22 protein-coding genes are annotated in these 21,254 nt (G+C 32.0%); 10 read left to right on the top strand and 12 right to left on the bottom strand.

Annotation, left to right across the window (positions count from 1 at the left end; translation table 11 throughout):
• Positions 1 to 12: 12 nt before the first annotated feature.
• Entirely contained in the window at positions 13 to 927 is a 915-nt protein-coding gene (gene ilvE / locus ELQ04_RS05810; RefSeq protein ID WP_002857493.1) for a branched-chain-amino-acid transaminase, read from the bottom strand.
• 176 nt (positions 928 to 1,103) lie between these two features.
• Here ilvE and ELQ04_RS05805 point away from each other — a divergent pair, with 176 nt between their 5' ends.
• The 10 genes from ELQ04_RS05805 (at position 1,104) to ELQ04_RS05760 (ending at position 11,135) form a co-directional block, all read left to right on the top strand.
• Entirely contained in the window at positions 1,104 to 1,310 is a 207-nt protein-coding gene (locus ELQ04_RS05805; protein ID WP_002936859.1) for a 4-oxalocrotonate tautomerase family protein, read from the top strand.
• Positions 1,307 to 1,762: a thioredoxin-dependent thiol peroxidase gene (gene bcp / locus ELQ04_RS05800; RefSeq protein WP_002851665.1), complete on the top strand. Its 456-nt coding sequence runs from the start codon at positions 1,307 to 1,309 to the stop codon at positions 1,760 to 1,762. Before ELQ04_RS05805 ends, bcp begins: the two co-directional genes overlap by 4 nt.
• Entirely contained in the window at positions 1,762 to 2,853 is a 1,092-nt protein-coding gene (locus tag ELQ04_RS05795; RefSeq protein WP_002936860.1) for an epoxyqueuosine reductase QueH, read from the top strand. Before bcp ends, ELQ04_RS05795 begins: the two co-directional genes overlap by 1 nt.
• A 94-nt stretch (positions 2,854 to 2,947) precedes the next feature.
• On the top strand, positions 2,948 to 3,388 hold the full coding sequence (gene fabZ / locus ELQ04_RS05790) for a 3-hydroxyacyl-ACP dehydratase FabZ (RefSeq protein WP_002851782.1): 441 nt from the start codon (positions 2,948 to 2,950) through the stop codon (positions 3,386 to 3,388).
• Positions 3,388 to 4,179 (top strand): acyl-ACP--UDP-N-acetylglucosamine O-acyltransferase, encoded by a 792-nt coding sequence (gene lpxA, locus ELQ04_RS05785; protein WP_002936861.1) that lies wholly within the window; start codon positions 3,388 to 3,390, stop codon positions 4,177 to 4,179. Before fabZ ends, lpxA begins: the two co-directional genes overlap by 1 nt.
• A complete protein-coding gene (gene clpX / locus ELQ04_RS05780) occupies positions 4,172 to 5,395 on the top strand; it encodes an ATP-dependent Clp protease ATP-binding subunit ClpX (protein WP_002936863.1) in 1,224 nt (407 codons plus the stop codon). Before lpxA ends, clpX begins: the two co-directional genes overlap by 8 nt.
• Before the next feature lie 11 nt (positions 5,396 to 5,406).
• Entirely contained in the window at positions 5,407 to 6,447 is a 1,041-nt protein-coding gene (locus ELQ04_RS05775) for a rod shape-determining protein (protein ID WP_002936864.1), read from the top strand.
• On the top strand, positions 6,437 to 7,186 hold the full coding sequence (gene mreC, locus ELQ04_RS05770) for a rod shape-determining protein MreC (protein WP_002877813.1): 750 nt from the start codon (positions 6,437 to 6,439) through the stop codon (positions 7,184 to 7,186). The genes ELQ04_RS05775 and mreC overlap by 11 nt, the downstream gene beginning before the upstream one ends.
• Before the next feature lie 260 nt (positions 7,187 to 7,446).
• A complete protein-coding gene (gene carB, locus ELQ04_RS05765) occupies positions 7,447 to 10,716 on the top strand; it encodes a carbamoyl-phosphate synthase large subunit (RefSeq protein ID WP_002936865.1) in 3,270 nt (1,089 codons plus the stop codon).
• Positions 10,713 to 11,135, top strand: coding sequence for a hypothetical protein (locus tag ELQ04_RS05760; protein WP_002851686.1), 423 nt, complete (start codon positions 10,713 to 10,715; stop codon positions 11,133 to 11,135). Before carB ends, ELQ04_RS05760 begins: the two co-directional genes overlap by 4 nt.
• Here ELQ04_RS05760 and ELQ04_RS05755 read toward each other — a convergent pair whose 3' ends face one another.
• The 11 genes from ELQ04_RS05755 to ELQ04_RS05710 form a co-directional block, all read right to left on the bottom strand.
• A complete protein-coding gene (locus ELQ04_RS05755) occupies positions 11,136 to 12,113 on the bottom strand; it encodes a transaldolase (protein ID WP_002936866.1) in 978 nt (325 codons plus the stop codon). It lies immediately after the preceding gene.
• Positions 12,113 to 12,736 carry a phosphoserine phosphatase SerB gene (serB, locus tag ELQ04_RS05750; RefSeq protein WP_002857594.1) on the bottom strand — a complete coding sequence of 208 codons (624 nt, stop codon included), beginning with the start codon at positions 12,734 to 12,736 and terminating at the stop codon, positions 12,113 to 12,115. The genes ELQ04_RS05755 and serB overlap by 1 nt, the downstream gene beginning before the upstream one ends.
• Complete coding sequence (locus ELQ04_RS05745; RefSeq protein WP_002826355.1) at positions 12,736 to 13,257, bottom strand: chemotaxis protein CheW; 522 nt, start codon at positions 13,255 to 13,257, stop codon at positions 12,736 to 12,738. Before ELQ04_RS05745 ends, serB begins: the two co-directional genes overlap by 1 nt.
• Positions 13,258 to 13,261: 4 nt before the next feature.
• On the bottom strand, positions 13,262 to 15,571 hold the full coding sequence (locus tag ELQ04_RS05740; protein WP_134224474.1) for a chemotaxis protein CheW: 2,310 nt from the start codon (positions 15,569 to 15,571) through the stop codon (positions 13,262 to 13,264).
• Positions 15,572 to 15,574: 3 nt separating this feature from the next.
• Positions 15,575 to 16,531: a chemotaxis protein gene (locus ELQ04_RS05735; protein WP_002936868.1), complete on the bottom strand. Its 957-nt coding sequence runs from the start codon at positions 16,529 to 16,531 to the stop codon at positions 15,575 to 15,577.
• Positions 16,524 to 17,282, bottom strand: a complete 759-nt coding sequence (locus ELQ04_RS05730; protein ID WP_323469985.1) for a UDP-2,3-diacylglucosamine diphosphatase — start codon at positions 17,280 to 17,282, stop codon at positions 16,524 to 16,526. The genes ELQ04_RS05735 and ELQ04_RS05730 overlap by 8 nt, the downstream gene beginning before the upstream one ends.
• A 9-nt stretch (positions 17,283 to 17,291) precedes the next feature.
• Complete coding sequence (greA, locus tag ELQ04_RS05725) at positions 17,292 to 17,777, bottom strand: transcription elongation factor GreA (protein ID WP_002851733.1); 486 nt, start codon at positions 17,775 to 17,777, stop codon at positions 17,292 to 17,294.
• Between the two features lie 11 nt (positions 17,778 to 17,788).
• Entirely contained in the window at positions 17,789 to 18,883 is a 1,095-nt protein-coding gene (gene lpxB, locus ELQ04_RS05720; protein ID WP_002936871.1) for a lipid-A-disaccharide synthase, read from the bottom strand.
• A 96-nt stretch (positions 18,884 to 18,979) separates the two neighbouring features.
• Entirely contained in the window at positions 18,980 to 19,732 is a 753-nt protein-coding gene (gene peb3 / locus ELQ04_RS05715; RefSeq protein WP_002886243.1) for an AcfC family glycoprotein adhesin PEB3, read from the bottom strand.
• A gap of 141 nt (positions 19,733 to 19,873) precedes the next feature.
• Positions 19,874 to 20,134, bottom strand: coding sequence for a hypothetical protein (locus ELQ04_RS08875; protein WP_002936872.1), 261 nt, complete (start codon positions 20,132 to 20,134; stop codon positions 19,874 to 19,876).
• Positions 20,107 to 21,243, bottom strand: coding sequence for an MFS transporter (locus tag ELQ04_RS05710; protein ID WP_002936874.1), 1,137 nt, complete (start codon positions 21,241 to 21,243; stop codon positions 20,107 to 20,109). Before ELQ04_RS05710 ends, ELQ04_RS08875 begins: the two co-directional genes overlap by 28 nt.
• Between the last annotated feature and the right edge of the window lie 11 nt (positions 21,244 to 21,254).

Raw genomic sequence — 21,254 nt, 5'->3', positions numbered from 1 at the left:
TTATTTCCTTTTTTAAATATAAGTTAGCATAGATGCGTATTTTTCATTGCGTCCATAAACTACATCAAAATAAGCATCTTGAAGTTTTTTAGTTACAGATCCTCTTAAACCATTTCCTATTATTCTTGCATCAATATTGTTAATAGGTGTGATTTCAGCGGCTGTTCCGGTAAAAAATGCTTCATCAGCAGTATAAACTTCATCTCTTGAAATTCTTTGGCGAAGCACGGTGATACCAAGATCATGAGCGATTTTAAGCACTGTATCTTGAGTAATGCTTTTTAAAGAAAAATCATTTGGAGGTGTGATTAAAACCCCATCTTTTACAATAAAGAAACATTCTCCTGTTCCTTCTGCGATAAAACCTTCTTCATCAAGCATTAAAGCTTCTTCATATCCTGCTTCAATAGCTTCAAATTTTGCAATTTGAGAGTTAAGATAATTTGCACTTGCTTTAGCTTTTCCCATGCATGATTTAACACTATTTCTTGCAAAAGACGAAATTTTTACTTTTATGCCTTTTTCTAAACCTTCTTCTCCAAGGTAAGCACCCCATTCCCAAGCTGCAATTCCAACTCTTACAGGAGCTTTTATATGATAAAGTCCCATAACTCCATCGCCTAAGAAAATCAGAGGGCGGATATAGACATTGCTTTGAAAATTGTTTGCTTTTAAGAGTTCAATTTGTGCATTTTCAAGATCTTTTTGAGAAAAAGGACAATTTAAAAGAGTAATTTTTGCAGACTCTAAAAGTCTTTTGGTGTGATCTTCAAGTCTGAAAATTGCTAAGCCTTTATCTGTTTTATAGGCTCTAGTTCCTTCAAAAACAGCATTGCCATAATGCAAAGAATGGGTTAAAAAGTGCAAAGTTGCATCTTTAAAATCAACTAATTTTCCATCCATCCAAATTTTATCTGCTGAGATCATTTTTTTACCTTTTATAGTTGTTTATTTCTTAAAAAATATTATTTTAAGAATAAATCGGGATTATATCAAAAATATACTAATAATAAGCTTTTATTAAATTAAGCTTTTTTGTTAAAAAAAATATTAGGTATTTTTTGAAATAATTATGAAAAATTATCGTTAAAAAAGGAGAAATTATGCCATTGGTAAATATTAAATTAGCAAAGCCGTCTTTAAGTAAGGAACAAAAAGCGGAACTTATAGCTGATATTACCGAACTTTTAAGCACGAAATATAATAAAAGTAAAGAAAGAGTTGTTGTGATTTTAGAAGATGTGGAAAATTATGACATAGGCTTTGGCGGAGAAAGTGTAGAAGCTATCAAAGCAAAGGCAAGTAAATGAGTTTAAATATAGGAGATAAGGCACCTCAATTTGAGCTTTTAAATCAAGATGGGGTAAAAATAGCATTAAAAGATTTTATTGGCAAAAAGGTGATTTTGTATTTTTATCCAAAAGATAATACCCCAGGTTGCACTACAGAAGCTTGTGATTTTAGTGCAAATTATGATAAATTTGGTGGTAAAAATGCGGTGATTATTGGTATCAGTCCTGATAGCGTGGCAAGTCATGAAAAATTTATCTCTAAATTTGATTTAAAACATATTTTACTTAGCGATAGTGAAAAAGAAGTTGCTAAAGCTTATGGAGCTTGGGGGCTTAAGAAAAATTACGGAAAAGAATACGAAGGTCTTATTCGTTCTACTTTTGTTATCGATGAAACAGGTAAGATTGCTCAAATTTATAGTAATGTTCGTGTAAAAGATCATGCTTTAAAAGTGCTTGAAAGTCTTTAATGCTAGTACATATTTGTTGTAGCGTAGATAGCCATTATTTTATTGAAGAACTTAGAAAGACTTATCCTGATGAAAAAATCATAGGATATTTTTATGATCCAAATATCCATCCTTTAAGCGAATACGAACTAAGATTTTTAGACGTAAAAAGATCTTGTGATAAACTTGGCATCAAGCTTCATAAAGGTGAGTATGAGTATGAAAAATGGCTTAATGCTGTGCGTGGTTATGAAGATGAGCCTGAAAAAGGTGCAAGGTGTGAAATTTGCTTTGATGTAAGAATGGGATCTAGTGTTAAATTTGCTGCTAAAATAGGAGAAAAAAAGCTTACTACTACGCTTTTAACCAGCCCTAAAAAAGATTTAGAACAGTTAAAAAATGCTTTACAAAAAGAATGTGAGCCTTATGGGGTAGAGTTTTTAGCTCCTGATTTTCGTAAAAATGGTGGCACTCAAAGGCAGTTTGCTTTAGCAAAAAAAGAAATGCTTTATCATCAAAACTATTGTGGTTGTATTTATGGGCTTAAAAAACAAAAACAAGATAAGAATTTTATTGATGAATTAATGTCTCCTGTAAATAAGCAAATTTTACCTGCAAGTATAGAAGCAAGAATAGCTCTTTATAAAAAAGTAGTTTTATGGGAAAAAAAGGGTATAAAATTTCAAATTTTAAGAGAGAAATTTTTAAATTATCGTCTTTTAAGCGCTTTGATAAAATTAGATAAAAAGCCCGTTAAATCTCATATTTTATTTTATTCGCATTTTAAAAACGCTTATACAAGATTTTCTTTAGATGAGGAAAATTTAAAACAAAATTTAAAAGAAGGCTTTTATAGAAGTACCAAAGATGAAATGGTTTTTGTGGAATTTTGGCGTTTTAATGCGTTTTTTAAAAACAAATGGAAAAATTTTGAAGATTTTTTAAAAAAACCTTTAAGTATTCAAGCAGAAGTTAGATGGCGTAATCAAGTTTTTGGAGCTTATAATCTTAGCCCTGTGATTATACTTGAAGAAATTTTTCCTTCAAGATATGAAGTGATAGCAAAAAGTGAAATTTATCATGATAATCAAGAGGTGCTTGCAAAAATTTAAGAAATTTATTAAGAAAAACTTTTTTTGTTAATGTAATTTTTAATGATTTTTTTATATAATAAAATTTTTAATTGTTTTCAAGGTTAATTTAATAATGATAGATGTAATGCAAATTCAAGAAATCTTACCACACCGTTATCCTTTTTTACTAGTAGATAAAATTACAGAATTAAAAGTTAAAGAAGTGGTGCGAGGATATAAAAACATCAGTATAAGTGACCATGTTTTTATGGGACATTTTCCAGGACATCCTATTTATCCTGGAGTTTTGATTTTAGAAGGTATGGCTCAAACAGGTGGAGTTTTAGCTTTTGAAAGTATGGAAGATAAAGTGGATCCAAAAAGTAAAGTAGTTTATTTCACAGGCATAGATGGAGCAAAATTTAGAAATCCTGTGCGTCCTGGAGATAGGCTTGATTATGAAATGAGCGTGGTTAAAAATCGTGGCAATATGTGGATTTTTAAAGGGCAAGCTTTTGTAGATGGAAATTTAGTTGCAGAGGCCGAGCTTAAAGCTATGATAGTGGATAAATAATGAAAAAAATTCATCCAAGTGCGGTGATTGAAGAGGGTGCACAACTTGGTGACGATGTTGTAATAGAAGCTTATGCTTATGTAGGTAAAGATACTAAAATAGGTAATGATGTTGTCATCAAACAAGGTGCTCGAATTCTTTCAGATACAACTATAGGTGATCATTCTCGTGTATTTTCTTATGCTATAGTAGGCGATATTCCTCAGGACATATCTTATAAAGAAGAGCAAAAAAGCGGTGTTGTTATAGGAAAAAATGCAACTATTAGAGAATTTGCAACGATAAATTCAGGTACAGCTAAAGGAGATGGTTTTACTCGTATAGGCGATAATGCTTTTATTATGGCTTATTGTCATATTGCTCATGATTGTCTTTTAGGTAATAATATTATTTTAGCTAATAATGCAACTTTAGCAGGACATGTAGAGCTTGGAGATTTTACGGTTGTAGGCGGGCTTACACCTATTCATCAATTTGTCAAAGTAGGTGAGGGTTGTATGATAGCAGGAGCAAGTGCACTTTCTCAGGATATAGTACCGTTTTGTTTAGCAGAAGGAAATCGTGCAAGTATTAGAAGTTTAAATTTAGTAGGTATTCGTCGTCGTTTTGATAAAGATGAAGTAGATAGACTTAGTAGAGCTTTTAAAACTTTATTTAGACAAGGAGATTTAAAAGAAAATGCTAAAAATTTGCTTGAAAATCAAGAAAGTGAAAATGTTAAAAAAATGTGCCATTTTATATTAGAAACAAAGCGCGGAATTCCTATCTATAGGGGTAAAAATAATGCCTAGAAAATGTAGTTTTTGCAATGAAGTGGAGAATCCACAAAGAAGAATTTTAGCAAATGAAAATGATGATGCTTTTATTTGTGAATATTGCGTTGAAGGTGCTTATAGTATTATTTATGGAGAAGAAAAAGAATTTAAAGAACCTAAACAAAGCCATAATACAGAATTTAAAGATATCGCTCCAAAAGAATTAAAAGCTTATCTAGATCGTTATGTCATAGGACAAGATAGAGCTAAAAAAGTTTTTAGTGTTGGAGTATACAATCATTATAAAAGACTTTTTAAAGCCGAACTTCAAGATGATGATACAGAGCTTTTTAAGTCAAATATTTTACTTGTTGGGCCAACAGGAAGTGGAAAAACTTTATTGGCACAAACTTTAGCTAAATTTTTAGATGTACCTATAGCAATTTGTGATGCAACTTCTTTAACTGAAGCAGGATATGTAGGTGAGGATGTGGAAAATATTTTAACACGTCTTTTACAAGCTGCAGATGGAGATGTGCAAAGAGCTCAAAAAGGTATAGTTTTTATTGATGAGATTGATAAAATTGCTAGAATGAGTGAAAATCGTTCTATTACTCGTGATGTAAGTGGAGAGGGCGTGCAACAAGCTTTACTTAAGATTATCGAAGGAAGTTTGGTAAATATTCCACCAAAAGGGGGAAGAAAACATCCAAATCAAGAGTTTATACAAATTGACACTTCAAATATTTTATTTGTTTGTGGTGGAGCTTTTGATGGTTTGGAAACTATCTTAAAAAGAAAACTTGGCGATAAAGTTGTGGGCTTTTTTGATGATGCAAAAGAAGAAAATAAAGCTTTACTTGAGAAAATTGAACCTGATGATTTGGTGCATTTTGGTTTGATTCCTGAGCTTATAGGTCGTTTGCATGTGATTGCATCTTTAAATGAGCTTAATGAAGAAGATATGGTAAGAATTTTAACTGAGCCTAAAAATGCCATTATTAAGCAATATCAAAAGCTTTTTGCTATTGATGGAGTGAATTTAAAATTTGAAGAAGATGCTCTAAGAGCTATCGCACAACTTGCATTAGAGAGAAAAACAGGGGCTAGGGGGCTTAGAAGTATTATAGAAGAAATGATGGTAGATTTAATGTTTGAGTTACCAGAGTATAAAGACTATGATATTGTAATAACCAAAGAAGTTGTTAAAGACAATGCAAAGGCATTATTAATAAAAAGAAAAATAAGTTAAAAAGGATAGAAATGATATTAGATCAGCTTATAGGATTTTTTTCTAGTGATATGGGGATTGATTTAGGAACAGCTAATACGCTAGTTTTGGTAAAAGATAAGGGTATAGTGATAAATGAGCCTTCTGTTGTGGCAGTTGAAAGAGAAAGGTATGGTTCCAAAGCAAAAATTTTAGCCGTAGGTAAAGAAGCTAAAGATATGGTTGGAAAAACTCCAGGCAATATCGAAGCTATTCGTCCTATGAAAGATGGCGTGATTGCAGATTTTGATATGACTGAAAAAATGATCCGCTATTTTATAGAAAAAACACACCGTAGAAAAAGTTTTTTACGCCCTAGAATTATCATTTCTGTTCCTTATGGTTTAACTCAAGTAGAAAGAAAAGCGGTAAGAGAAAGTGCTTTAAGCGCAGGTGCAAGAGAGGTATTTTTGATTGAAGAGCCTATGGCAGCAGCTATTGGTGCAAGTTTACCTATACAAGAGCCTAAAGGAAATTTGGTAGTAGATATAGGGGGTGGAACTACTGAGATTGGAGTGATTTCTTTGGGTGGACTTGTGATTTCAAAGTCTATTCGTACAGCTGGAGATAAGCTTGATATGAGTATAGTTAATTATGTAAAAGAAAAATACAATCTTATCATAGGTGAAAGAACAGGCGAAGAGATCAAAATCACTATAGGTTCAGCAATACAACTTCCAAAAGAGATTTCTATGGTGGTAAAAGGACGCGATCAAGTAAGTGGACTTTTAAGTCGTATTGAACTTACAAGCGAAGATGTAAGAGAAGCGATGCGTGAGTATTTAAAAGAAATTGCTGATGCTTTAAAAATGGTTCTTGAAATGATGCCGCCTGATTTAGCAAGTGATATAGTAGAAAATGGTGTAGTTTTAACAGGTGGCGGAGCATTGATTCGTGGTCTTGATAAATACTTAAGTGAAATTGTACGTTTGCCAGTTTATATCGCAGATGAACCGCTTTTAGCTGTAGCAAAAGGAACAGGTAAAGCTTTAGAGGAAATTTCATTATTGCAACAATTAACCAATGAAGAATAAGATTTTTTATGTTCTTGTCTTAGCCTTTTTGGTTTTTATATCTTTTTATTATGGAGGACTTATTAAGCAAAATGTTCTCCGTGTTAATGATTTTGTTATAGGTAATTTTTATAATATTAAAGATTATTTAGGAGAAAAAATTTCAGAACACTTTAATCAAGCAAATCAAATTCAGCAACTAAAAGCTAGAAATAAAGAATTAGAAGATATTGCTGTAAAGGTAACTAGTTTTGCAAATCAATTAAATCGTATTTTAGAGGATCAAAATTCTACAAAATATTTACCTCAAGTTTCTTTAACTAGAGTTATTTCTTATGTTCAATTGAATGATTATAAAAAATTATGGTTAGATTGGAGCAAAATTCCCGTTGGTAAAAATCGCGGTTTGATATATCAAGGATATACTGCAGGTATAGCTATTAATAAAAATGGTAGAGCAATGGCTCTTTTACAAGGTGATGATCAGTGTGTTTTTTCTGTTTATATAGGAAAATCCAAAGCTCCAGGTTTAATCCAAGGTGAAGATGGCAGGATTGTGGTTAAATTTATTCCAAAATGGGCAAAAATTAATATCGGAGATGAAATTTTAACAAGTGGACTTGATAATATTTTCTTTTCAGATATACCTGTTGGGATTGTGAATAGAATTGATGATGAAGATATGTATCAAAGTGTAGAAGTAAAGCCTTATGTTAAGATTAGTATTCCTGCTTATTTATATGTAGTAGATAATTTATAAGTCAAGGATTAGACTTTTTAAAAATTTTCTATATTTTTGCTAATTATTATAACTTTGTTTAATGCTAAAAATTTTGTTAAATTATCAAATAAATTTTTATAATCGAATGAGAATTTTATAAAAAATCTTAAATTTATTTATGTATTATTTCCTAGATTAAAAGCAGAGTGTTTATTTTTTAAAATTATATCGATAATTTCAAAGTTTATAAAACTAATTTTTGTTATAATCAGCCCAAATTTATGCTCTTAGGAAAATTTATGCCAAAACGAACAGATATTAAAAGCATTTTACTTATAGGAAGTGGTCCTATTGTGATAGGACAAGCTTGTGAATTTGATTATTCTGGAACTCAAGCCGCAAAGACTTTAAAAGAATTAGGATATCGTGTAGTATTAATCAACTCAAATCCTGCAACCATCATGACAGATCCCGAATTTGCAGATGCGACTTATATAGAACCCATAACAAAAGAAAGTATTTTAAGTATTATTAAAAAAGAAAAAATTGATGCAATTTTACCAACCATGGGTGGACAAGTAGCGTTAAATGTTGCTATGGAAGTTTATGAAAGTGGACTTTTAGGAGATGTGAAATTTTTAGGTGCAAACCCTGAGGCGATTAAAAAAGGTGAAGATCGTCAGATCTTTAAAGAATGTATGAAAAAAATCGGCATGGATTTACCAAAATCGATGTATGCGTATAATTATGATGAAGCTTTAAAAGCTGTAGATGAAATTGGCTTTCCTTTGATGATCCGTGCTTCTTATACTTTAGGAGGTGCTGGAAGTGGTGTGGTTTATAATATGGACGAATTTAAAGAACTTGCCAATACTGCTTTAGCTTTATCGCCTATCCATGAAATTTTGATTGAGGAAAGTTTGTTGGGTTGGAAAGAATATGAAATGGAAGTTATACGCGATAGAGCGGATAATTGTATCATAGTTTGTAGTATAGAAAATATCGATCCTATGGGAGTTCATACAGGAGATAGTATTACAATAGCTCCAGCATTAACTTTGACGGATAAAGAATATCAAGTTATGCGTAATGCTTCTTTTGCTATTTTGCGTGAAATTGGCGTAGATACAGGCGGAAGTAATGTGCAGTTTGCTATCAACCCAAAAAATGGAAGAATGATAGTTATAGAAATGAATCCAAGAGTTTCAAGATCAAGTGCTTTAGCTTCTAAGGCAACGGGCTATCCTATAGCAAAGGTTGCGACACTTTTGGCAGTAGGCTTTAGTTTAGATGAGATTAAAAATGATATTACAGGAACTCCTGCATCTTTTGAGCCTGTGATTGATTATATTGTAACAAAAATTCCTCGCTTTACTTTTGAAAAATTTCCAGGAGCAAACACAACTTTAGGTACAGCTATGAAAAGTGTGGGTGAGGTGATGGCTATAGGACGCACTTTTAAAGAAAGTATACAAAAAGCACTTTGTTCTCTTGAGCGTTCTTTGAGTGGTTTTGATAGAGTAAAATTTGAAGATAGAAATGATCTTGTTTTTAAAATTCGCAATGCCAATGAAAAGCGTTTGCTTTATGTTGCTCAAGCTTTTAGAGAAGGTTTTAGCGTAGAAGAACTTTATGAGCTTTGTAAAATAGATCCTTGGTTTTTAACACAGATTAAAGAAATTGTAGATTTTGAAGAGCAAATTGATATGGATATTTTAAACAATAAAGCTCTTTTGAGAAAAGCAAAAACTATGGGCTTTTCAGATAAAATGATAGCCTTGCTTGTAAATTTGAAAGATAATTTAGAATTAAGCCAAAATGATATTTATTATGCAAGAATGAAGCAAAAAATCATCGCAGAATTTAGTGAAGTGGATACTTGTGCGGGTGAATTTGAAGCTTTAACTCCTTATCTTTATTCAAGTATTAATGTAAGCGAACTCACTCAAAGTAAAAACGATGCTAAGGATAAAAAAGAAAAAAAAGTGATGATTATAGGCGGGGGGCCAAACCGCATAGGACAAGGTATAGAATTTGACTATGCTTGCGTACATGCTTCTTTTGCGCTTAAAGATATGGGTATTAAAACTATTATGTATAATTGTAATCCTGAAACCGTTTCGACTGACTACGATACAAGCGATATTTTGTATTTTGAACCTATTGATTTTGAACATTTAAGAGCGGTGATTGAGCGTGAAAAACCTGATGGAGTGATTGTGCATTTTGGTGGACAAACTCCTTTGAAATTTGCTAAGCGTTTGAGTGCTTTTGGAGCTAAAATTATAGGTACTAGTGCAAGAGTAATTGATATGGCAGAAGATAGAAAGAAATTTGCCGAATTTATTACAAAATTAGGCATCAATCAGCCAAAAAATTCCACTGCAACAAGCGTAGAAGAAGCGGTGCTTAAGGCTAGTGATATAGGATATCCTGTGCTTGTAAGACCAAGTTATGTTTTAGGTGGGCGTGCGATGCGTGTAGTAAATGATGAGGCCGAACTTAGACTCTATATGCAAGAAGCTGTAGATGTGAGTGATAAAAGTCCTGTTTTGATCGATCAGTTTTTAGACAATGCTACAGAAATTGATGTTGATGCGATTTGTGATGGCAAAGATGTTTATGTGGCAGGAATTATGGAGCATATAGAAGAAGCAGGAATTCATTCAGGTGATAGTGCTTGTTCTTTACCACCTTGTAATATCGATGAAAAAATGCAAGAATTTATTGCACAAAAAACAGCAGATATTGCTTTAAATTTAGGAGTTGTAGGGCTTTTAAATATACAATTTGCTTTACATAATAATGAGCTTTATATGATAGAAGTAAATCCTAGAGCTAGTCGTACTGTGCCTTTTGTTAGTAAAGCTACGGGTATTCCTTTAGCAAAAGTGGCAACGCGTGTGATGTGGCAAGGAAATTTAAAAGAAGCTTTAAAATTTTATGATACTTTCAAAGTGGTTAATTTTGATACTAAAATTTTACGCCCTAAAACTCCAAAATATATGAGCGTAAAAGAAGCAATATTTCCATTTGCAAAACTTAGCGGAAGTGATTTAGAATTAGGCCCTGAAATGCGTTCAACGGGTGAAGTTATGGGTATAAGCAAGGATTTTGCAAATTCTTACGCAAAAAGTCAAATCGCATCGTTTAATCATCTTCCAGAGCAAGGTGTGGTATTTATCTCCTTAAAAGATAAGGATAAAAAATATACCAAAAAAATTGCTGCAGAATATGTAAAGCTTGGCTTTAAACTTATGGCAACTGGGGGAACTTGCAAGGAAATTTTAGAAAGTGGTTTTGAGTGCGAACTTGTGCATAAAATTTCAGAAGGACGTCCCAATGTTGAAGATAAATTGAAAAATGGAGAAATTCACTTAGTTATCAATACAAGTGATAATCACAGTTTTAAAGGTGATACGAAAAAAATTCGTGAAAATATCATTCGTTTTAAAATACCTTATTTTACAAATTTACGATCAGCTTTAGCAGGTGCAAAATCGATTAAAGCTATACAGAGTAAATCTTGTCTAGATGTAAAGAGTTTGCAAGAGTGGCTTAAATCTTGATTTATTTAGCTCAAACAGATACTACGGTAGGATTTTTAAGTAAAAATTTAGAAGAGATTAATGCTTTAAAAGGTAGAGATAAAAATCAACCTTGCTTAATCACTTCTGCGAAATTTTGCGAGTTAAAAAGTTTAGCAAGAATTCCAAAATCTTTTAAAAATTTAGTACGTCGTTCTAAAAAAACAACTTTTATTTATCCAAATAATCAGGCCATTCGTATTGTGAAAGAGTGTAAACATGCGAATTTTTTAAGTAAAAATGGCTATTTTTATTCATCTTCGGCAAACAAGCATGGAAAAGAATTTGATGAAGAATGGGCTAGAAGTGTTGCTGATATAATACTTGATGAGAAATTTTTCGAAAATATCCCATCAAAAATATTAAAACTTTCAAAGAATAAAATGATAAAAATACGTTAATTAAAGAGATTTTAAAATATCTTCAAAAGCAATACAAAATTGCTCTATGCCATCGCTTAATAAATCATTGCAAGCTTTTTCTCGTTCGCTTTGAGAAATAATTTGATTAAGTTCTGTATAAATTTCAAAATTCATTAAAGGTTTTTTAAAATCCATTTTTCCTTTAAATGCCTCTATTGCATCAAGAGGAGCAGTATTAACAGAATTCTCAAAAAGAAGTTCTTTGATATAATAGTCTTTTGGCAGATCATCTCCTTTAACTCCAGTGCTTGCAAACAAGGCGCGAATATTAGGTTCATTTTTTGAGTAGATATTGTTATAAGCTAAATTTGCATTTAAAATTCCAATACGATTTTGCTCTTTGGCTTTAGGATTTAAAAGTCTATCAAAACGACTTACAAAAATACTTATAACAGCTTGTGGTGTTCTAGTATTTTGTTCTTTTAAGGCTATATTGTTTTTTCTAAATTCGACTAAACCTGCATTTAAAGCTTCAAAACATTTTTGACTTTGTTCAAGAGAAAAAATTAAGGTAGCATTGACGCTAATACCATTTTTCATAAGTTCATACATTACTTCATAAGAAGCTTTTGTAGCTGGAATTTTAATCATTACATTTTCTTTGCTAATAGTACTATAAAGTCTTTTAGCTTCGCCTAAACTAAGAGTCGTGTTATCATGAAGTCTTGGATCTATTTCAATACTTATAAATCCATCGTTTTTTTGATAAAAAAGAGGAGCTAATTTATCAGCTGCTTTTTGAATATCAGAAATTGCTAATTCTTCATAAATATCTTTTGTTTTTTTTCCTTTTAATTTAAGAATTTTATCTTTATAAATTGGAGAATTTAAAATAGCATTTTTAAAAATAGCAGGATTTGAAGTAGCACCATTAATTCCATGTGATAATAAATTTAAAAATTCATTATCTAAAAAACTATTTTCTATAAAATCACACCAAAGAGAAAAATTTTTCATTATATTACCTTTATTATTTCTTTTAAGTCTTTTATATCTATGCAAATATCAGCTTTGGAACGTAAAATTTCTTTAGCGCAAAATGCAATCTTTAATCCACTTTCGTTAAACATTGCCAAATCATTTGCCCCATCGCCAACACACATCACTTCATCTGTTTTCAAATTTAAAAAGCTTTTTAATCGTTGTAGCATTAAGCCTTTTGAATTTGAAAACATCATTTCCCCACCAACTAGCCCTGTTAAAATGTCATTTTTATGATGCAGATAATTTGCAAAACCAAGGCTAATTCCAAGTTTTTGCATAGCGGGATCTATGCCTTCATGAAAACCACCGCTAAAAATAACAATTTGTATATTTTTAGATTTTAAATATTGGATAAGTTCATGTGCTCCATGCATTAGTGGAAGTGTACTACCTAATTCTAAAACTTTTTTATAAGACATACCTTTTAAAAGGCTTACTCGTTTTTGAAGACTTTCGAAAAAATCAAGCTCTCCAGCCATGGCATGGCGGGTAATTTCGCTTGTTTGATTACCCTTGCCATGCGCTGTAGCTAAAATATCGATGGTTTCACCATCCATTAAAGTAGCGTCAAAGTCAAAAACACAAAGTTTAATCATTAAAATTCGCGCTTAAGTAAAGCTTCTACTTTGAGTATAGTTAAGATATTTTCATCTCTTTTTCCTATACCATAAATCATACCTTTGTCTTTAACTAAAGTTTCAGGTGGTGGATCGATTCTGTTTCTGTGAATTTTAATTGCTTCAGTTAATCTATCTATAACAAAACCAGCATTTCCTCCAACTCCAGTTCCATTTGTCTCACCTCTTAAAACAATATATCTTGTTTGAGGTGTCATTTTAGAACTTCCTAAATGAAAGCGTTGAGCTAGATCAATGAGTGGCATAACATTACCACGCATATTAAAAACCCCTAGAACATAATCAGGTACACTAGGAACTCTAGTATATTCTATAGGTTTGATGATTTCTTGTATATTAAGAATTGGAATCGCATATTCCTCATCTCCAACTACAAAGCCGACAAGTTGGATGATATCATCTTCTCTTTGATCGACATCAGGACCAGCCATCTGAGTTTGCTGTTTTTGCAAAATTTGCTCTAATTTTTCATTACTCATATTCTTATCCTAGTTTCAAATTTTTTCTAACCACATTTTCCAAGTATTCTGGAGAATAAGGTTTAGTGATATATTCAGTCATACCCACTTCAACACCTCTTAAGCGGTCAGTTTTACTTGTTCTTGAAGTAACTGCAATGAGTGGTAGGTTACGATATTTAGAATACTTTCTAATTTCACCAGCTAAGGTGTATCCATCCATTCTTGGCATTTCGATATCTATAAGCATTGCATCAATATCATGTTCGCCAGATTTTATAATATTCAATGCTTCAACACCATTTGTTGCTTCAACTAAACTAACTCCTAGCGGTTCTAAAGCTTTTTGCATTAAGGTTCTATCCATTTTAGAATCATCTACAATTAAGACTTTATAATCACTTGGTTGTTCTTTAGGTTTTTTCGCGCTTGATTCTAATTGCGCTTTAATATCAACTTTAATTTCTTTAGCCATATCCATCATAGCACCTACATCGATGATTAATGTCACTCTACCATCACCACGGATTGTAGCTCCTGCTATACCTTGGATATTTTGTAAATAATCACCCATAGATTTAATAACTATTTCTTCTTGTCCTACAAGAGTATCTACTATAATACCAAGCTTGCTTTCTGCTACCCCTATAACAACGACATAAGTTTGATCACCGCTTTCAAGGACTTGTTTAACTCCAAATACATCTGAAAGTCTCACAAGAGAAAGCACTTCATCTCTTAAGCGTAATACATTTTTACCTTCGATAGTATAGATATCATCAATTGGCACTCTAACTGTTTCAAGAACGCTTGCAAGTGGAATTGCATAGAATTCCTCTTGAGTTCCTACAAGTAAAGATTGAATGATTGCCAAGGTAAGAGGAATTTTAAGTTTAAATGAACTTCCTTTACCTAACTCACTATCAATTTCAATTACCCCATTTAGTTTTTCGATGTTGGTTTTAACAACATCCATTCCTACGCCACGACCTGAAACATTTGTTACTTTAGCCGCAGTTGAAAAACCAGGTTTGAAAATCAAAGCAAAAGCTTCTTTGTCTGTCATTTGATCTGCTTCTCTTTCGGTAATCAAATTTTTCTCTATAGCTTTTGCTTTTAAGCCATTTGGATCAAGTCCTTTACCATCATCTGTAATTTCTACAACGATGTGATTGCCTTCATTATAAGCTTTAAGTTGAACTATACCTTTTTCAGGTTTTCCATTAGCTGCACGAGTTGCTGGATCCTCAACACCATGGTCACATGAATTTCTAATCATATGCATGATAGGATCACCAATTTCCTCTACGATAGATTTATCAAGTTCAGTTTCTTCACCTGTAATTTCAAGTTCTATTTGCTTTCCTAATTCACGACTCAAATCACGAACAACTCTTGGGAATTTATTGAAAACTTTTGCTATAGGTTGCATTCTTGTTTTCATTACAGCAAGCTGAACATCAGTTGTAATAATACTTAATTGACTTACAACCTGATTAAGTTCTTCAAGGAATTTTTCTCCTTCATAACGCTCTTCAACATCATCGTAAATTTTAAGCAAACGGTTTTTACCTAAAACAAGCTCCCCAATTAGATTCATTAAGTGATCTAATCTTTTTGCCTCCACGCGTATGGTTTGATCTATACTGCTAGCATTACTACCTGAAGCAGGAACTTTTTTCTCTCCACTTTCCGCAGGTTTATTTGCTGTATTGTTAGTCGGTTTAGGTGCCGCATTTGTTGTTTGTTTTTTTTGTGCGCGACGAGCTTGATCTTCAGCTTTTCTAACTTTTAAAAGTCTTTCTATTTCAGCTTCAACTTCAGAATCACTTAATTGATTAACATCTACTTCAGGTTCAGGAGTAGTTGTTTCTTGTTTTGGTGCTTCTGGTTCTGCTTGTGGAATAGATTTTTCATTTGAATCTGTTGCCGCAACAGGAGACTCTCCTTCTGAAATAGCTGTTAATCTTGCGCAAATTGGTTCTATATCCATACCAATAGCAGTATCGTTGCCATTATCACGAATGGAATTAAGCAAAGTTTTCATTCTATCAATAGACTCTAAAACCACATCCATGATATCTGGAGTTATTTTTAACTCGCCATGTCTTGCTTTGTTTAAAACATCTTCCATGTGGTGAGTTAACTTTGTTAAAACATCAAAATTTAAGAAACTTGATGATCCTTTAACCGTATGTGCAACACGGAAAATTCTATTTAATAATTCTAAATCTTCTGGATTTGATTCAAGCTCTACTAAATCATGGTCGATTTGCTCAACAAGCTCAAAAGCTTCAACCAAAAAGTCTTCAAGTATTTCTTGCATATCTTCCATATTTTACCCCTGTTCTTGAGATTGATGTTTTTTAATAACCTTTGCAATTTCATTGAAGAAATCGCTAGCGTTAAATTTGACAAGATAGCCTTCTCCACCAGCTTCTTGAACACCTTTCTCATTCATAAATTCATTTGATAAAGACGAGTTAAAGACTATAGGAATATCTTTAAATCTTGGATCTTCTTTAATGCGTGCAGCAAAGTGGAAACCATCCATTTGTGGCATTTCGACATCGCTTACTATAATTTTTAAAGTATCATTTAAACTTTCACCATAAACTTGGCTTAATTCTTCTAATTTGTTTATGCCCTCTACGCCGTCCTTAGCTTCAACAACTTGAAAGCCCATCTGTTGCATCATTTCTTTGACGCGTTTTCTAGCAGTCATGCTGTCATCAAGTATAAGTGCTGTTCCAGTAAATTTTTCTATTTTTCCAAAATCTATATCTGTTTTTGGAGCGTAAATTCCTAAATCTTCAACAACACTTTCAAGATCTAAAATTAGCAACACTTCATCATTTTCAATGCGTGTTACACCTGTGATTTTACCTTTATCTAAAGCACTTGATCCTGTAGAAAAAGTTGCTGGTTCTATATCTTTCCAGTTTATTCTACGAATTCTTTTTGCTTCGTGAACTATAAAACCAATAAGAATATTGCTAAATTCAGTAATAATAACTCTAGGTTTTAGCATAGTGCTTTCTGGCTCAGTGATTTGCATCCATTTGGCAAGATTGACTACAGGTATAACCACGCCACGAAGATCAAAGATACCTTCGATGTAATCAGGTACACCTGGAAGTTCTGTAAGGCTTGGGATTTTTATAATCTCCCTTACCTTAGAAACATTTACACCATAAATTCCTTCATAGACTTTATCGTGTCCTTGCTTAAAGATACGGAAATCGACAAGCTCCATTTCATTTGAACCCGTTTTCACGATATTTTCATCAAACATTTTGACCCCTCAATTTCTGTTCTCGAAATTTGATTTCTTGCTGATATTTTACTACAAAAAAACTTCTCTCATATGCAAAACTAGCTAAGTTAAGATATTTAATGTTTTCTTTGTTGATTTGATGATTTTGATGATAGTGTCCTTCACATACCCAAAATCCTAAATTTTCATATCTTTCATATCTTTTTTTCGCTAAATTTTCAAAATCTTTTATTTGATAAAAAAGGTTTTTTTTGTTTTGATTTTGAAGAATTTTATTTGAAATAAAATTACAAGTAATAATATTTAAAAAATTCAAAAATATAAGCAAATAATGATTTCTTAATGTTTTAAGAGTAAATTGTAAAAGAGGTGGTAAAAAAATATCTCCGTGAGCTAATTTTATAAAAGCATTATTTAAAACAAGATTATTACCTTTACTTGTATGCAAATTAAGCTTTATGGGCTGCTCTTGTAAGTTAAAAATTTTTACCCTTTTAAAAAAACAAGAAAGATTAAAATCATGATTGCCTTCTAAGTAGATAATTTCAATTTTTAAGGCCAATTCTTCTAAAAGTTCTATGTAAGGTTTAGCAAATTCATGTGTAGCAGAGATTTCGCCTATAAGCAAATCGAAAATATCACCCATAAGTATGAGTTGAGGGGTGGAAATTTTACCTTTCTTTAAGGCTTGTAAAAATTCCCAAAATCCCTTTCTTTGTTCATTTTCATGAGCATCTGCGATTAAAATCGCTCCATTTTGTAGTAAAATTTTTTATCCTTAAAATTTCAAAGGCTCATAATTTATAGAAAGGATTTCAAATTCACTCTCACCTTTTGGCAAACGCACTTTAAAATCATCTCCTTCTTTTTTCCCAAGCATAGCTTTTGCTATTGGAGATGCGATGGAAATATAACCCTTATCTAAATCTCCTTCGCAAATTCCTACTAAAGTATATTTACTTTCTTTTTCTGTATCCAAATCCATGATCACAACACTTGAACCAAATTTCACACTATCATGTTCATAGCTTGAAGGATCGATCACTTGAGCTCTTGCTAGCAAGTCACTAAGCTCTGCAATACGACTTTCTATCAAAGCTTGTTTTTCTCTTGCAGCATGGTATTCCGCATTTTCTTTCAAATCCCCATGACTCCTTGCTGTATCGATTTCTATTACAACGGCAGGGCGTTGATTGTCTTTTAAATCTTTTAATTCTGCGGCTAATTTATCATAGCCAAATTGACTCATTGGTTCTTTTTGCATGATTTATCCTTTTATATTTCGCTTAGGATTTTTGCTAAATTTTTAGCACTTCCAAATTGTAAATATTCTTTTAAAAAGTCAACTTTAGCAAAAAATGCCTTATAATCATATTTATTGTAAGCTTCATATAAATTTAAAACATTGACTTTATCTTGTAAAAATTCAGGGTTTAAAGCTTCTTTTTTAGCAAAATCACAAAAAATATTTGCAAGTCCTATGTGTTTTAATTTTACAAAAAGTTTTGCAATAAAAATATCAATAGCTTTTGCTTTATAAGCAAGAATAAAAGGAGTTCCCACCAAAGCCGCCTCTAAAGTAGCTGTTCCACTACAAATAAAGGCAAAATCAGCTTTTTTAAGCACTTTTGGGGTATTACTTTCTATCTTAAATTCACTAATATCACCATAAATTTCTAATTTTTCAAGATTAAATGAGGGAACGCAAAGAATTTTTTCACCCTTAAATTTTTGCGAGAGTTCTTTAAAAATAGGCATCAAACGCTTAATTTCACTACGCCTTGAACCTGGTAAAAAGGCTATAGTTTTTTCATCATCTTTTTTTGAAAATGTATGATTAATATCTTCTTGATTTTTAAATTCTTTTATCTCATCTAAAAGCGGATGGCCTACATAAGTGCTTTTGTTAAAAAACTGATTATCAAAGGGTAAAATAGAAGCTAAAATATCAAAATGACTTTCTATGATAGGTATGCGACCTTTTTTCCACGCCCAAACTTGAGGCAAGATATAATAAATGCGTGGAATTTTACTGCCTGATTTTTTTAAAGCCTTGGCAAAAGGTATGTTAAAAGCGGGCGAATCTATACATAAAATCCCATCTATTTTTTGAGTAAAACTTAAATTTACAAGCTCTTTTATAGCTTTTTTGGCTTTTAAAACGAGTGGCAAAACCTCTATAAAACCCATAGCACTAAACTCATGTGAGCTATAAAGTGGTTTAGAATTTAAATCAAATTCTTTACATAAACTCTCATCATAAATCCCATGAAGTTCAAATTCTCCAAAGTCTTTTTTATAAGCTTTTAAAACTTCTTTTAAATGCAAATTTGCTGAGGGCTCTAAGGCACAAACTAAAAAGGTTTTCAAAAAATTTCCTTATCAATATTTTAAACATTTTATCTTATTTTGGCTTAATTAAAAGAAGTTATGCAAGAATACACGCTAAAAAGCGTGTATGAAGGTTTATTCTCTCCAGCCGTATTTTTTAAAAATTTCTTTAGCTTCCTTAGAACTTAAATAAGCAATAAAATCTTGTGTTTCTTTGCTCGCACCTTCTTTAGCTACCACATTAAAAGTTCTATAAACAACCAAATCTTTTTCTATAGCTACGGCAGTTCCTATGTCAGGATTACTTTTTGACCAGTCAATCCAAGTGATCCAAGCATCGGCTTGATCTTGTGCGAAAAGCTTTCTTGCACTTCCACTATTTGGAACAAAAGCTACGATATTGTTTCTAAAATTTTGTATGGTTTTTATATCTTGAGTTCTACCTATCATATCTTCCCAAACTCCAGTTCCAGAAGTATTGCTCTTTCCAGCACCTTCGGGCACAACGATTCTTACTTTTTTATTAGCCAAATCTTTTAAACCTTTGATTTTTAAAGGATTGCCTTTTTGAGTAAGTATGATGGCTTCTCTAAAATACAAAGGCTTGATTTTACTCACATTAAAATCTTTTCCAAAATCACTTGCTATAGCTAAAGCCGATTGATCCGAAGCGCCAAATAAAATATCTGCATCTTTTTTAGCTTTTTCAAACCAAGTCGCTTGAGGACCAAAATTTACATTCACTTTAACGCCTGTTTTTTCGCTATATTTACTTGCTATATCTTTTAAGGCCGTGTGTGGGCCACCTGGTCCGTAAAGATTTACATCTGCGTTTGCCATACTAAAAGCTAAGGCACATGCACCAAATAAAGTAATAATTTTTTTCATAGTATTTCCTTTTATGATAAATTTTTATTGATTGAAGGTAAGATTTTAGAAATTATATGTTAATAAATAGTTATAATGTAATAAAAATATTATTAAAATCTAACTTTTGCTTGGTATTTTTGCAAGCAAAAGTTAAAATTGTTATTGATACTTCTTTTTGGCGCTAAAATGACATAAAGTAGAACAAAGTATACAAAGAATACAAGCACTAAGGAGCATGATAAGACCAGCATTCCAACTACCATAGTAATCCACAGCCCAACCTATAGCTTTTGTTCCAAGTGAAGCGCCAACTACATAACTCATAAAGCCACGAAGTCCTACACAAGATCCTACTGCAAAAGCAGGAACGACTTCCATAGTTTGCACACTTGCTAAAAATTTGGTATATAGACCAAACACCCCGCCATAGCTGCAAAGAAAATAACCATATAAAGATTATTTGAAGTAAAATATCCAATAATCATAAAGAAAATAATCACCATAGCACCTATAGCAGGAGGCATTCTATAGCCTTTAAAAATTTTATCTGAAATATATCCTGCAAGTAAAGTAGAAGGTATAGCAGCCCATTCAAAAAGCCAAAAGGCAATACCCATTTGTTCTTTATTAAAGCCTTTTGTTTCTAGCAAGTAAATAGGAAGCCAAGAAATAAGCCCAAAACGCACCATATAAACAAAAGTATCCATCCAAGCCACATACCAAGCATTTTTATTTTTAAGCACATAACGATAAAAAATTTCAAAACTGCTTAAATTTGGAGTTTCTATAGCTTTGATTTCTTCTGTTTTAATCCCTCGCATTTCATTGATTTCAGTAATATCAACCAAACCTTCATTTTTAGGACTTCCTTTAACTGCATAAAGCACATAAAGACTAATGATAACTGCACAAACAGCAGGAACATAAAAATGATTCATGTGCCAATATGTTTCATTAAAATCCGCCATACTCACACCCAATAATGCTGCTAAAGCAAAACCTGAAAGCGAAACTATAGGAGCAACTATCCCGCCTCCTATATTATGTGAGATATTCCAAACGGCCGTGTAAATTCCCCGCTCTTTTTTAGGATACCAGTTTGCAAGAGTGATAAAAGAAGGACCTACCCCCATACCTTGAAAAACCCCAAGCGCGATAACAAAACCTACATAAGCGTAAAAAGAATTTGAAAAACCAAGTAAAACATTTACAAGAGCACATAAAATAAGACCTAAAGCCATGTATTTTTTAGGATCAGCTTTGTCACTTATAACGCTCATTGCACCCTTGCTAATCCCGTAAGCTATAAGCATTGAGCCTGTGATTGTTCCGATGTCTGATTTACTGAGATCAAGTTGATTTTGTATAAATGGAGTTGAAAGAGTGATATTATTTCGTACAAGATAATATCCCATATATCCTATAAAAACCCCACTTAAACTCCAAGTTCTCATTTTGTAATATCTAGGTAAAATTTCCTCTTTAGGAAATTTAATAGCTTTTGCCTTAGGTTTGAAAAAATCAAACATATTTAAACCCT

The sequence above is a fragment of the Campylobacter sp. CH278 genome, from assembly GCF_004378845.1.
GTDB classification, from domain to species: Bacteria; Campylobacterota; Campylobacteria; order Campylobacterales; family Campylobacteraceae; genus Campylobacter_D; species Campylobacter_D jejuni.
The sequence above is the reverse complement of the archived record's forward strand: the minus strand, read 5'-3'. Positions and strand labels throughout refer to the sequence as shown.